This is a genomic window from Desulfosporosinus sp. SYSU MS00001 (genome assembly GCF_049943955.1).
GTDB lineage: Bacteria > Bacillota > Desulfitobacteriia > Desulfitobacteriales > Desulfitobacteriaceae > Desulfosporosinus.
In genome coordinates this window covers 490593-504739 of record NZ_JBNFTW010000002.1, presented here as the reverse complement: position 1 = coordinate 504739, position 14147 = coordinate 490593, and the positions used below count along the sequence as shown (strand labels likewise).

Below are 14147 nucleotides of genomic sequence, written 5' to 3'. Positions count from 1 at the left end.
CCCGTGACTTATTAACCCCCACCAAGGATAAAGTGAATGATAAATAAGATAGTTAAGATATAGGTTACTGCATTGTTTTCTTTGTGTCTTCCGGTAATTAATTTAATAATGGTATAAGACATGAACCCAAATGCCAAGCCTTGAGCAATAGAATAAGTTAAGGGCATCATGACAATGGTGATAAAGGCTGGAAAAGCTTCCGTAAAATCTTCAAAATTGATATGGACTACTTCGCTCATCATTAAGACACCCACCAGAATAAGAACAGGTGCTGTTGCTTGACTTGGAATCAAGCCAACAAGAGGAGCAAAGATGATGGATAAAACGAAAAGAACTGCAACGGTTACTGCGGTTAAACCACTCTTGCCGCCCTCAGCTACGCCTGCCGTACTTTCAATATAGGACGTTACCGTTGGAGTCCCCATGATAGAGCCAAACATTGTGCCTATCGAATCGGACATCAAAGCTCTGCCGACTCTTGGCAGATTGCCATTTTCATCCAAAAGACCAGCTTTGCGGGAAATCCCCAGTAAGGTCCCTATATTATCAAATAAATCGACAAACGTAAAGGCAAAAAGAATTGAGATTAAACCACGGTCAAATACGCCCCCAAAATCAAGTTTACCCATAATCGGTGCTACAGCATGGAAAGGATTGGAGAAAGTAACGAAACTCGATAAACTCGTTGGGAACTGCTTAACGCCCATAAACATACTAAAAATCGTGGTCAGAAAGATTCCATATAATAGGCCGCCTTTAATCCGTTTAGCCATAAAGAATCCAGTTACAATTAACCCAAATACGGTCACAAGGACACTAGGAGACTTCATATTGCCTAATTGAACCAGAGTATCCTTATTGGCTGTGACAAGGCCGCCATCTTGCAAGCCGATAAAGGCAATAAATAATCCAATGCCGACACCGATAGAAAGGCGTAAAACCGTGGGAACTCCTTCCATAATCCATTCCCGGACTTTAGTGACGGTTAAGAGAAAGAAAATCAATCCAGAAATAAAGACCGCACCGAGAGCAGTTTGCCAAGGAAGTTTCATTCCAATGACTACTGAGTAAGTGAAAAATGCATTAAGTCCCATCCCGGGAGCCATAGCGATTGGATAGTTAGCATACACACCCATGATTAAGGTTGCGACAGCAGCAGCAATCGCCGTAGCAGCAAAGGTTGCATTCATGGGCATTCCAGCGGCGTTTAAGATATTTGGATTAACGAAGAGGATATAAGCCATGGTGACAAAGGTTGTCACTCCGGCTAGAATTTCGGTCCGCACATTGGTTCCCAGTTCGGATAGATGAAAATAGCTATCGAGGAAGCCATGATTGGCTGGAGGCGAAGAATTCTTTGACACGCTTGACATGAGCAGCCCTCCCTAAAATCGACATTTAATGCCTCATTCTGACTGACCTTGATGCCAAAACATAAAGTACAGTATTTTTATAGTTTACCCCAATTCCTCCTTTTTTTCTGCTAGTGCCTGCAGGATTTTTTCCGGTGTCGCTGGTAACGCAGTGATCCTTACCCCCACAGCATCATCGATTGCATTGATAACAGCAGCAACCGTCGGAAGCATCGCAGGTTCACCGAGGCCCTTGGCGCCATAAGGGCCGCTCTCTTCAGCTTCTTCGACAAAGTATGCTTCTATTTTAGGCACATCCAGTGCCGTGGGAATCAGATAACTGGAAAATGCCGGATTTTTAATCATTCCCTTTTGTAACTCAAGTTCTTCCAGCAGAGCATAACCGATACCCTGCGTCACTCCGCCTGCAATTTGCCCTTCGACTTGGGTGGGATTTAAGGCCTTCCCCACATCATGAACGGCGGTAACTTTAAGAACTTTCACCTTGCCTGTTTCCGTATCTACTTCCACTTCCGCCGCCTGACAGCCAAAGGAATAGGGCCAGTAAGGCGCCCCCTGTCCGCTCGTCAGATCCACGGGAGTCGAACGAGCTGTCGAACTTTCCGCGCTGATAAAGCGCTCCCCATTTAAACGGGCTTTAAAAACCATATCCCCCAAAATCATCCGTCGGGACGGATCACCCTTGACTCCGATATACCCTGCCTTAAGCTCAATACCTTCCGGTGTAGGACAGGAAAATTCACGGGCGGCATAGTTCAGTAAGCTGGATTTTGCCTGACGCACCGCTTTGAGAACCGCATTGCCGGTATTATACGTTTGACGGGTTGCAGCAGTAGTCCCCGAATCGGGAGTTACATCTGTATCTGCGGTATTAACACAAATATCCTCTGCTCGCAGGCCTAGTTCTTCAGCGGCAATTTGCGCAAAAATCGAACTGCTGCCCTGCCCCACATCCACGGCCCCAGTCAGGACCGTAGCTGAACCATCGTCATGAATTTCCACAAAAGCACTTGAAACATCAGGGAAGCCATTGCCGTACCCGGTCCCATACCAGGCGCAGCCCAAACCTATTCCCCGCTTTTTCATAGAGTTTCCACCTCTCTTCGGAAATATGGGGCGATCTTGGCTAAACATTGATCCAGAGGAACACTGCTTGTCAGCTCTTGTCCCGTTGCCGTGATGCTTCCCACCTGGAAACAATTGCGCAAACGAATTTCTAAAGGTGATATTCCCAACTTCTTAGCTAAAAGATCCATCTGGCTCTCATAGGCCAGTACCGTTTGAGCCGCACCGAAGCCCCGCATCGCACCCGTAAAGGGATTATTCGTAAATACTGCAAAACTGTCTATCTCAACATTGGGTATTGCATAAGGCCCTGTAGCATGAACAGCAGATTTGCGCAAAACATTGACGCTCCAGGAAGCATACGCCCCTGCATCACCAATAATCTTAGCCTGCAGGGCTACAAGCTTGCCATCCCTGGCAGCTCCTGTCTTGTAATACATGGTCATCGGATGACGTTTACTGTGGGAATAAAAAGATTCTTCCCGAGTATTCTCCATTTTGACGGGTCTCTGAGTCTTCAAAGCCAGTAAGGCCGCAATAATTTGCAGTGAGATATCTTCTCGTCCGCCGAAAGCACCACCGACAGCCAAAGTCTTTACTTGCACCTGGCTGTAACGAAACCCTAGGGCATGAGCAATTTCTCCGCGATCATAGTGCGCATATTGCGTAGCAGTCTGAACTACCATATGCCCTCGTTCGTCCAAGTAAGCGAGAACCGCCTCCGGCTGTAAAAAAGCATGATCTACATGCGGTGTCTTATAAACTTGTTCAACGATAACATCTGCTTTGGCCCACCCTTCCTCCAGCGATCCTCGGCGAATGGGCAGATGGTACAGAACATTAGTGGGCTGAAGTTCGGGGTGCAGAGGCGAAACTTCAGGCTTCATGGCCTCCTCGGGATCAAAGACGGCAGGCAGAATTTCATAATCGATCCGAATTCGCTCCGCTGCTTCACGTGCAGTCTCCATAGTTTCAGCTCCCACAACGGCGACCGGGTCCCCCACCATGCGCACATAGTCGGCGATGACCGGCTGATCCCGGAACAATACGCCATGAGAATTATGGGGCACATCCTTAGCCGTCAGAACAGTTGCAACGCCTGGGAGCTTCATAGCTTCTTCGCTGTTAATACTCAGAATCCGAGCATGAGGATGAGGACTGCGTACAACAACTCCGTATAATTGGTTGGGAAGGTTGACATCTGCCGGAAACTTCGTCTGACCAAAAACCTTTCCCCAAGAATCTTCGCGCAGGACTCGAGAACCTACTACATCAGTTTTCATTGTTTTCCCTCCTCAGCAGCCAGCTTGACAGCGCGCAGAATCTTATCATAGCCCGTACAACGGCAGAGGTTTCCAGATAAAGCAACTCCGATTTCCTCGTCGCTGGGATGAGGATTCTTGTCCAGTAAATTTTTCGCAGAAAGAACCATTCCCGGAGTACAAAAACCACATTGTACTGCGCCGACTTCCACAAAAGCCTTTTGAACAGGATGGGGGCTCTGACGATTCCCGACACCCTCAATCGTCGTAATCACGGAGTTATGGGCTTGGCCTGCCAGAACGAGACAGGAGTTGACGGTTTTTCCGTCTAAAATCACGGTGCAGGCACCGCATTCTCCTTCTCCGCATCCTTCCTTTGTCCCCATCAAGCCCAAGCGATTGCGCAGCACATCCAGCAATCGTTCCCTCGGATCGACCTCTAAAACATAGTTTTTATCATTAACGCTAAATTCAATTGTTATCATTTATCCAAACCTCCTTGCTGCCTCAAAGAAGCAATCGCCTCACGAAAAACACCGGCCACGGCAACCCGTTTATAAGGAGCTGATGCTCTGTCTCCCAAAGCAGCGCGGACAACACTTTGAACTTGACTAATCCCCAGTTCCAGCCATGATTCATTAAACTCCCGTTGGCTTAAAGCTTGAGCCAGCGAGTCACTTAGAAAAGCGCGCCTGCCGACGGCACCTAACGCGACCCGAACCTTTACAGCCTTTGAACCATCAAGTTCCAGAGCTACAGCAACACTTAAGCGAGCAATGGCTAAGGCTTCACGTCGGCCCAGTTTGGCAAATCCACTCAACTGATGAATTTTAGGTATTTTAAATCCGACAATCAGAGTACCTGGAGAAAGTAACGGCGTCTGCTCTAATAAGTCAGCAAGAGGCATTTGCTTCTCTCCTTCGCCGGAAATTATAACAGCCTCAGCCCCTAAGGCTAAGAGAGGAGGCAAGCCATCGGCCGCCGGAGAACAATTTCCGAGATTTCCTCCAATGGTCGCCTGATTGCGAATCTGCGGCGAACCCATCGTCTGGCAAGCTAACCAGAGAGAAGCTGCCTTCTCTGCAATTAATTGATTTTGTCCCAGATCAGAGAAGGTTGCCATGCTGCCGATTTCTATATACTCTTTCGTTTCTTTGATATCCCGAAGTTCCGGAATTCTGCCAAGGTCAATTAACGCCTTGGGTTGGATCTTGCGTTTCTGCATCTGAAGTACCAGATCCGTTCCTCCGGCCAAAAACATTCCTTGAGATGAATGTGCAATTTCTATGGCTTCATTGACACGTTGCGGTTGATAATACTTCATGGAATGTCCTCCCTTGCTTAGAGCCCGATAAAAATAGTACACAAAAAGCAACCGTAATTGTTTCTCCATAAACCATCATGGCTCATAGAGAAGCAATTACGGTTGCCTCGTAGACACCCTTGATCCGATTATCAAGGATATATGAGTTTAAGCAGAACTATTCATTTTTTCTTACTATACTATCTATTCGTCAGGCTCGGTAAAATTCCTACTTGTAATTCACAAATAAACGTAAATAATTATTGCCAATATTCTCTAAATATCTTCCCCTGAAAAAGTCCCTTTGGGACATTTACCCCAATATATTGATTTAGGATATAGATATTTGCGCGCTACAGCTTATACGTTGGGCAAGGTTTCATCTTCTATAAACATTCCATTATATTCCGAGAACTTTATGCGAACTATTCTGCTTTCAGACTAAGTGGATTCAACCGATTACTCTCTATAATCCCAAGCAGGACTGCAGCACCAATGGCACGGGCCTTTTCAGAAATCGTATAACAATACTCTTTCTTCCCTCGAGGATCAATATCGCCTACTTTGACTGCAGCATCTACCGGTGTTCCATCCAGCAGTAGTCCTCGTAAAACTCCGTCAATAGAGGATGCTATCTCCTGGGAACCAAGTCCGTCATCAATAATTCCCAAACATTCTCCCGCCTGAACCTTCTCGCCGATATTTCGTTTGGCCCGAAAGACTCCTGCCTGCTGAGAATATACGACGCGTTCTTTGGTGTATCCGGCAATATTACCAGGAATTCCTGTATTCGGCTGGGCTGGACCTGTGTAAATCAACCTGCCCAAGTCATGTCCTCGGTTCGTTTCTATGACTAGATCCACATCATCACCAGCCGTAAAACCAGGACCTAAGCCTATCGTTAATTGTGCCATATCCCGACGTGTCCCTATGTTGCGTTTCGCCAGAATGCCATCAACCAAGAAAGTCGGCTTCAATCTTGATAAGAACTGAAGCTCGGGGTCAATCAAAATTGGAATAGCACCGTCTTCCCAAACACTAGCGCACGTCTCTGCTTCAGAAACGAGATTCGCCGCAATTCCTTCAACTTGCCAATTGCCCTTCACAACAGCCGTGCCAAAACATACCGGCCAGCGAACCATTAAGGGCTTGGGGACTTCCGTCATGACGACTCGGAATCCCGCTTTGGCTAAAGTCCATCCGACCCCTGTAGCTTGCTCTCCGGCTCCGCGAACTAAGACAACGGGTCCATTCAGCTTAAGTTTCTTATCCATAACGCGATTCTCCTTATCATATTCTTTAATTAAATGGAGTTTTAAACTTTCTTTTGAATATAGTCCATCCAAGCCTGATACTCTTCAGGTGTATCCACATCCTGCAGGAAGGTTTCTTTTACTCTCTGCCGAGTCCAGCGTTCAGGATAACGGTATAAAACTTTCCTTCCCCCTTCTTCCCCTTGCAGCTCACGGAGTTCTGAAACATAGCGGCGGTGGAAAAAGACTGGAGAACCGACTCCTGTCTGCGAGACCGGCACTAAAAAGTCCGGAGCCTCTCTCAGGGCCTGTCCAAAACATCCTGCCAGTCCTTGAGAGGTAATGCCAACCTGATCCCCGGGTAAAAAGCCCACCATCAGAGTAGTTTCCTGTAAATCCCTTAGCCCAATCCGAAGAGTTTCCGAAAGAGGAATTGCTTGGGGGACTTGAAACCACTTCCCCCCCATTTCTTGAAAAGAAAGAAGCGTATCCTTAGTCAGATAGTCTTCCGGAGGCCGTCGCGTGACCACATGAATTTCTATTAATCCTTTAGGCAAATCTTGAGATAATTCTTGGGATAAATCCCGAGATAAGTTCTGTGATAACTTTTGCTGCAGTATAATTCCTTCTAAAATGGTATTGATGACATGCCCGAGGACAGTAGTATTTATGTAAGGTAACGCCAGTTTATCCCGTCCCATGCGAGTTGCTTGCCCAGCCGCCATTACCACAAGTCGAACCATTGCAGCTTCCCCCCTTTAGCATCACCTGCAGCCAGTCTTAAGCTTCTTGGCTTTACCTTCAATCCTTTAGAGCGCACCTCTTCCGTCCCCTTGCTGTAAAGGGCATCGAGCAGAACTTCAGGTTCGGGGGCCCTTAAATCAGAGAAATACGCTCCCTCAGAAGACTCCGCTTGTGTAGGATGTCGGTGAACAGGCCGCTGAGGAATATTAAGAAAGATAACCCACGCAAGATGTTGATACTGAGGGTAAAATACCGGAGACTTCTTAAAGTATCGCCAGGCGTTTTCCTCGGTGAACTGATGATGGACCAAATAAGGACAATATTCTGACCGATGGATATCCTCCTCTTTCAACTCCTGTCCCCACAGTCTGCCATCCAAAACCAAAACTCCGCATTCTGAACCTAGGGGAATTTGAGGTTCATGGGACGCCCAGCACTTTAGACGGCGCTCCCGTGCCCCATCGCCTTCAACAATCCAGTAGCACCGGCATTCCCCCAAGATTGCTTTATCGACTGTGGACGGAGAATTTCCCAACCATTTTCCGCTTCCTTGTTCTTCGCCTGCATACCAAAAATAAACGCCATGAGACTCAAAGGGCGGAGGATTGGCATGACGCCATGGCCGTACTTGATGATCCGGGTACACTTTCGTTGTGGTTGTGGCAATCACCGGATGTCCTGCAGCACGTATTTCTTGAGTCAAAGCCTGGAGGCAAGTAGTTTTTCCGCCTGCCCCAATCAAGGAAATGACTTGGGCATGCTTCGTCATTTCCCAAAGGCTTCCTCCCGCCCATTTTTTTCGAGAATTATTCTTGAATTCCGCCATATTCATTACCTGCACCTATTTGAGATTAACCTTTTTCTGAGCCGATATCAAGACCATTTCAAAGTTTTATCAAAAAATTATAAACTTTATCCCTTTTCTAACTATAAGTGCAACTTGTCAGTTACTAAACATGGACGCCGGGTGTCTAGGAAGTCAGGAATGGCTTGAATAGACACTCGGCGTCAGCCTCTTTATCTTATTTCTTATAGGGCGTCTCAGTCAGCGGAAGCGTACAGCGCACCTTGCCGTCAAACTTATGATAAGCTGAGGCAACAGCGGGTGCCGTGGGAATGGAAGAAATCTCTCCGATACCTTTAGCTCCGTAGGCCAAGGGAGAAGAATTCTTTTCGATAATCATTGTCTCGATTTCCGGGACATCAGTTGATCTTAATAACCCTAAAGTACCAAATTTTGCGGTTGGAACGCCATTTTGTAAGGGAAAATCTTCTCTCAAAGCGTAACCCAGCCCCATGACAACTCCGCCTTCAATTTGTCCTTCAACAGCTTTAGGATTAATGGCCCGCCCCACGTCGTGAGCTGCAACAACCTTTTCCACGAGACCCTGCTCATTAAGAATTACCACTTGAGTAGCGTAGCTGTAAGCAACATGGCTGACCGGATTTTGTTTGTCAGAATTGATGGGGTCCGTCTTTCCGAAATATTCTCCATAAAACTCCAAGCCCTCCAACTCTTCCAGAGACGATTTGTATAAAGCATGCTGAAGTTTCAGAGATGCCTGGCGAATAGCCTCCCCTGTAAACAAGGTTTGCCGGGAGGCTGTGGTGGTTCCCGAATCAGGAGTCAAAAAGGTATCGGGAGCGCCGAAAGAGATCCGTTCCAGTGGCAGGCCGGTAGCCTCGTTGACGATCTGGGTCGCCACAGTGGCCAACCCCTGCCCGATACAGGCGGCACTGGTGAGCACCATTACTTTTCCGGCTCGGACTTGCAGTTTCACCCGACCCGTATCCGGCAAGCCGACACCAATACCCGTATTTTTCATGACTGTAGCAATCCCTGCATAAGGATTGGACTCGTACACCTCACGTACCGCCAGGAGTGTTTCTTTAACAGCTGTCCCCTCATCGGTGATCTGACCTGTAGGATTAATCATTCCGGGCTCCAGGGCATTGCGGTAACGAATTTCCCAGGGAGAGACACCAACTTTTTCAGCCAAAAGATCAAGATTTGTTTCCGAGGCAAACGCCGCCTGCGGAACTCCAAAGCCTCTGAAGGCCCCGGCAGGAGGATTATTGGTGTAGACACAAAGTCCGGTAATATCGACATGAGCAATTTGATAGGGGCCGGCCACATGAGTACAGGCCCTCTGCAAAACGGCGGTCCCCAAGGAAGCATAAGCTCCTGTGTCAGCAACGATTTTTGCAGTCAGAGCGGTCAATCTCCCCTCTGCATCACACCCGGTTGTAACCTCCAGTTCCATAGCATGTCGTTTCGGATGAACGAGAATGCTCTCCTTACGCGAAAGGGTAAGTTTTACGGGTTTTTTAGTGATGTAAGCCAAAAGAGCCGCGTGATGCTGGACGCTCAAATCCTCTTTCCCCCCGAAACCCCCGCCTACAAGCTTACTAATGACCCGAACTTTTTCCGCAGGAAGTCCCAAAATTCCCATAATTCCATGTTGATCGTCATAAACACTTTGGTCTCCGACATAGACTAAAATTCCCCCATCGTCCTGCGGAATCGCCAAAGCACTTTCCGGTTCCATATAAGCATGTTCCGTGGGCGGCGTTGAATAACGTTGAGTTACCACATACTCAGATTTTGCCAGCGCTTCCTCAACATTACCCCGTTTAATTTTCGTGGTGCTTAACAGATTTCCTTGAGTATGAATTTTCGGTGCCTCTTCTGCTAAAGCCTCCGTCGGACTAAGAACGGGTTTAAGCTCTTCATAATCAACCTTGATTAAAGCTAATGCTTCGCGGGCCTGCTTCTTTGTCCGCGCGGCGACCAAGGCAATGGCGTCCCCGACGTAACGGGTTTCTTGTCCAACAGGAATCAGAGTCGGCCAATCGTGAAATATATGCCCGTGTTCATTAACCCCTGGAATATCATCTGCTGTCAAAACTGCCTCGACACCAGGATAAGCACGTGCTGCAGAGGTATCGATCCTTTTAACCAAGGCACGGGGATAACTCGTGCGCAAAACTGCAGCCTGAAGCATATCATCAACAAATAAATCATCCACATATTCGCCGCTTCCCAGTACTTTTTCCCGAGCATCCAAACGCTGAATGCTCGTCCCCACTCCAGCTCCGGTGCGGTTCACCGCATTAGGCTGAAGCTCACCGCGCAATACCTTAGCTGCTAACATAATTCCTTGTTCAATTTTGACATATCCGGTACAGCGGCAAATATTGCCTCGGATCGCCTCTTTGATTTCTTTGGAGGTAGGATTGGGAGACTTGTCAATTAAGGCTTTGGCACTTATGACCATTCCGGGAATACAGAATCCGCACTGGACAGCACCTGCTTCAGCGAAAGCCCAGGTATAGGCTTCCTTTTCCCGTTCGGACAACCCATCAACGGTTAAGACTTTTTTTCCTGCCACTTTAGCCAATGTTTGCGTACAAGCGCGCACCTTCTTGTCATCAACTAGTACAGTACAGGCACCGCATACCCCTTCACCGCAGCCGTTTTTTAAGGATGTGATGTGCAATACGTCCCTCAAATATTCCATAAGGTTCATATCGTCCTGACAAGAATACTCTGTTCCATTGACATTAATCTTAAACATTCTACCCATCCTTTCTCCTCAGAAATGGATTCCGGAACAAATACTTTCCTGCAGGTAATTCTTGGGTTAATTGGCCGTCTTGACACACCTGCCTGCCGCGTAAAAATACTCGAAGGGCTTTTCCCTGCTGTTTAAAGCCCTCAAAGGGGGTGTAGTCAACATCCTGGTGCAGCCTTTCGACTGAGATTTCGGAGGAAACACTCGGGTCCCATACCACCAGATCTGCATCACTGCCCGGTGCGATCGTCCCTTTGCGGGGGAATAACCCGAATAATTTTGCGGCATTAGTAGAGGTTAAAGCAACAAATTCATTAAGGTTTAATTTACCCGACTGTACGCCATAAGTGTACAGTAACCCCATCCTGGTTTCTACACCGGGTGCTCCGTTAGGGATCTTACTGAAATCTCCAAGACCCAGCTCTTTTTGACCTTTATAATTAAACGCACAATGGTCGGTGGCGACCGTCTCTAAAATCCCCGTTTGCAGGGCCGACCATAAGGCGGCTTGGTTCTGAACCGGACGCAAGGGCGGAGATATCACATATTTCGCACCATTAAAGCCTTCGGAACTGTAATAACTATCATCGAGCAACAAATACTGAGGGCAAGTTTCCGCATAGACTTCTTCCCCCTGTAATTTGGCCCTAGTTACAGCCTCAAGGGCACCACTGCAGGTAAGATGAACAATATAAAGAGGCGCATCGGCCAATTGAGCGAGAGTAATTACCCGCGATGTCGCTTCAGCTTCTACCTCGGGAGGTCGAGTTAATGGATGATAGCGAGGTGCTGTTTTCCCTTCCTGACAAGCCTTATGGACAAGATCATAGACCACATCACCGTTTTCGCAATGCACACAAACGAGTGCTCCGCATTTCCCGGCCTGACGCAGAGCCTGCAAGAGTGAACCGTCGTCGACTTGCAAGACATTCTTATAAGCCATATACAATTTAAAAGAAGGCACACCTTCCTGGTGAACCATTGTTGTCATTTCTTGAGCGATGGCATCGTTCCAATCAGTAATAGCCATATGAAAACCATAATCAACAAAACATTTGCCGTCGGCTTTTTTATGCCAATTTTCTAAACCTGTTTTGAGACTTTCCCCTTTAAATTGAGTGGCATAATCCAGGATTGTCGTAGTGCCTCCCAATAAAGCGGCTTTAGTCCCCGAATAAAAATCATCGGAAGTCGTAATATCTCCTGCCGGGAGGTCAAAGTGGGTATGGGGGTCAATACCACCCGGAAATATCAAGCAGCCGCCCACATTTATAACCTGATCACCAGGTTGCTTGATCTCGCGGCCAAGGGCCGCAATTCTCTCGCCTTCAATCCGGACGTCTGCTTGATACACATCGGCAGCTGTTACAACTGTCCCGCCATTTAAAACAATACCCATTCTAAAATCTCCTTAAGGCTTATTTTAGATGTTCTTGGGATTGGCTCCCATCCTTGCATGTTTACTAATCTTGAACTAACATTTATCGAAAACCTTCAGAGGATTCTAAAAGTTTGAGACAGAGTGCTTTCCAAGGAAAGCACTCTGGTTGACGAACTATTGTTACTCAATCTGATTCAATGTGAAAACTGAATTCTTAAGGATAGACATGAGTTCCTGTTTTTCCGGCTACAGCATCTTCAAGGGATTCCGGATTAGTAATGATTGCCTCTTTACCGCCATTTTCCAAGAATTTGATCACTGCCTGGACTTTTGGCAGCATGCTCCCGGGGGCGAAGTGATTTTCAGCCATATATTGTTTTAGTTCGGCCAGGGACACGTTCGTTAAGGCTTTTTCGTCAGGTTTCCCATAGTTGAGGTAAACCGTTGGAACTCCGGTTGAAATTATTAAGAGATCGGCTTTAATGTCGGAGGCTAAAAGGCTGGAAGCAAAATCTTTGTCAATCACAGCGTCAACGCCCTGGAAGGAATTATCTTCTCGTTTCATGACAGGAATTCCGCCGCCTCCAACGCTCACAACGCAATAGCCGTCGCGGGCCAGGCGACTAATGACGTCTTTTTCAACAATTTCTTGGGGCAGAGGTGACGGTACAACTCTGCGGTATCCCCGTCCTGCATCTTCAACCATCACCCAGGAAGGATTCGACCTTTTAATAAGTTCAGCCTGTTCCTTTGAATAAAAGGAGCCAATGGGTTTTGCTGGCTTTTGAAAGGCCGGATCATCCGGGGAAACCACGACCTGAGTCACAATGGTGACCGCAGACTTTTTCACGCCTCGTTTTTTAAACTCATTATCCATGGCCTGCTGAATTTGATAGCCAATAGCACCCTGGGTATCGGCTCCACAGCTCACCAAGGGCACCTGGTGCATTCTGGCAACATCCGTTGCAATTTCAGACCTTCTGAGAATAAACCCAACTTGGGGACCATTGCCATGAGTAATGATCACTTCATACCCTTGCTCAATCATGCCCACAATATGCTTAGCTGTTTCACAGACTGCCTGATATTGATCCTCAACGGTTTCATGTCCTTTATCCCGAATCAGAGAATTCCCACCGATAGCAACAACAGCTAACGTACTCACGTTTATTTTCCACCTACCAATAAAGTCATCACTGCTTTTGCAGTATGCAAGCGGTTTTCAGCTGCATCATAAACAATTGAATGAGGTCCGTCAATAACCGAATCTTCAACTTCGTTATTGCGGTCAGCCGGCAGAGCATGCATATACATAACATCTTTGCTGGCCGTAGCCATTTTAGCTTCTGTACATTTCCAGCTCTTATTAGCAATTAAAGCATCATCAATCACCTTGCTGGCACCGGTTTCGGTAGCTCCTGTTTGGTCTGTAACCCAGTTCCCCCAACTCTTAGGAATAACGATATCGGCATCTTTGTAGGCTGCTGCCTCATCATGGGTAATCGTCAGAGTGCCGCCGTGCTTCTCAGCATTGGCTCTGGCTTGATCAATAACCCAGTCAGGAAGTTCCCAGCCCTCGGGATAAGCCAACCAAACATCCATACCATAACGAGGGAAGAGCAGCACTTGGGTAACTGGTACGGAGATAGGTTTCTTATGGCTTTCAGCATAAGCCCAAATAATGGAGATTTTTTTGCGGCGTAAATCAGGAAGTTTCTCTTTAATGGTCATTAGGTCAGCTAATCCTTGGAAAGGATGATAGAGGTCGCACTGCAGATTCATAATAGGCACTGAAGACCAGCGAGCCATCTCGTTTAAGTAGGCATTTCCTCTGCCCCAGTTGCAGTAACGGCAGGCAATCATATGCCCAAAGCGTGAAAGGATGATGGCGGTGTCTTTGGCTGTTTCGCCGTGAGCAACCTGCATGGTGCTGGAATCCAGGAAACCTGCATGACCGCCTAATTGAGCCATCCCTGCTTCCATAGAGTTTCTGGTTCGGGTCGATTGTTCAAAGAACATTAAAAAACCGGTTTTGTTCGTAAGGTAGGGTGTATCTTCACCCATGGCAAACTTCCGCTTAAGTTCCATAGAAACTTCGAGCATTGTGTCAAGTTCTTCTTTAGTAAAATCCTCTAAATTGATGAAATGACGTCCTCTGAATACTGTTTGCATTGTATTGGTTCCTCCTACT

12 protein-coding genes and 1 riboswitch are annotated in these 14147 nt (G+C 47.2%); all 12 genes read right to left on the bottom strand.

Features of this window, described 5'->3' with window-relative positions; genetic code table 11:
* Positions 1-11: 11 nt before the first annotated feature.
* The gene (locus ACPUYX_RS05765; protein WP_426378755.1) at positions 12-1373 is read right to left on the bottom strand and encodes an NCS2 family permease; all 1362 of its coding nucleotides are present in this window, start codon (positions 1371-1373) and stop codon (positions 12-14) included.
* Between the two features lie 84 nt (positions 1374-1457).
* Positions 1458-2459, bottom strand: a complete 1002-nt coding sequence (locus tag ACPUYX_RS05760) for a xanthine dehydrogenase family protein molybdopterin-binding subunit (RefSeq protein ID WP_426378754.1) — start codon at positions 2457-2459, stop codon at positions 1458-1460.
* Positions 2456-3721 carry a xanthine dehydrogenase family protein molybdopterin-binding subunit gene (locus ACPUYX_RS05755; RefSeq protein WP_426378752.1) on the bottom strand — a complete coding sequence of 422 codons (1266 nt, stop codon included), beginning with the start codon at positions 3719-3721 and terminating at the stop codon, positions 2456-2458. The genes ACPUYX_RS05760 and ACPUYX_RS05755 overlap by 4 nt, the downstream gene beginning before the upstream one ends.
* Positions 3718-4185 carry a (2Fe-2S)-binding protein gene (locus ACPUYX_RS05750; RefSeq protein WP_426378751.1) on the bottom strand — a complete coding sequence of 156 codons (468 nt, stop codon included), beginning with the start codon at positions 4183-4185 and terminating at the stop codon, positions 3718-3720. Before ACPUYX_RS05750 ends, ACPUYX_RS05755 begins: the two co-directional genes overlap by 4 nt.
* On the bottom strand, positions 4182-5024 hold the full coding sequence (locus ACPUYX_RS05745) for an FAD binding domain-containing protein (protein ID WP_426378750.1): 843 nt from the start codon (positions 5022-5024) through the stop codon (positions 4182-4184). Before ACPUYX_RS05745 ends, ACPUYX_RS05750 begins: the two co-directional genes overlap by 4 nt.
* A gap of 65 nt (positions 5025-5089) precedes the next feature.
* Positions 5090-5189: riboswitch (purine riboswitch) on the bottom strand.
* 239 nt (positions 5190-5428) lie between these two features.
* A complete protein-coding gene (gene yqeB, locus ACPUYX_RS05740; RefSeq protein WP_426378749.1) occupies positions 5429-6277 on the bottom strand; it encodes a selenium-dependent molybdenum cofactor biosynthesis protein YqeB in 849 nt (282 codons plus the stop codon).
* 41 nt (positions 6278-6318) lie between these two features.
* Positions 6319-6999 carry a nucleotidyltransferase family protein gene (locus ACPUYX_RS05735; protein WP_426378748.1) on the bottom strand — a complete coding sequence of 227 codons (681 nt, stop codon included), beginning with the start codon at positions 6997-6999 and terminating at the stop codon, positions 6319-6321.
* Positions 6981-7826 carry a selenium cofactor biosynthesis protein YqeC gene (gene yqeC / locus ACPUYX_RS05730; protein WP_426378747.1) on the bottom strand — a complete coding sequence of 282 codons (846 nt, stop codon included), beginning with the start codon at positions 7824-7826 and terminating at the stop codon, positions 6981-6983. The genes ACPUYX_RS05735 and yqeC overlap by 19 nt, the downstream gene beginning before the upstream one ends.
* Before the next feature lie 196 nt (positions 7827-8022).
* Positions 8023-10578, bottom strand: a complete 2556-nt coding sequence (xdh, locus tag ACPUYX_RS05725; protein WP_426378746.1) for a selenium-dependent xanthine dehydrogenase — start codon at positions 10576-10578, stop codon at positions 8023-8025.
* Position 10579: 1 nt separating this feature from the next.
* Positions 10580-11974: a dihydropyrimidinase gene (hydA, locus tag ACPUYX_RS05720; RefSeq protein ID WP_426378745.1), complete on the bottom strand. Its 1395-nt coding sequence runs from the start codon at positions 11972-11974 to the stop codon at positions 10580-10582.
* A 196-nt stretch (positions 11975-12170) separates the two neighbouring features.
* Positions 12171-13121 (bottom strand): carbamate kinase, encoded by a 951-nt coding sequence (gene arcC / locus ACPUYX_RS05715; protein WP_426378744.1) that lies wholly within the window; start codon positions 13119-13121, stop codon positions 12171-12173.
* 2 nt (positions 13122-13123) lie between these two features.
* Complete coding sequence (locus ACPUYX_RS05710; RefSeq protein WP_426378743.1) at positions 13124-14128, bottom strand: ornithine carbamoyltransferase; 1005 nt, start codon at positions 14126-14128, stop codon at positions 13124-13126.
* Between the last annotated feature and the right edge of the window lie 19 nt (positions 14129-14147).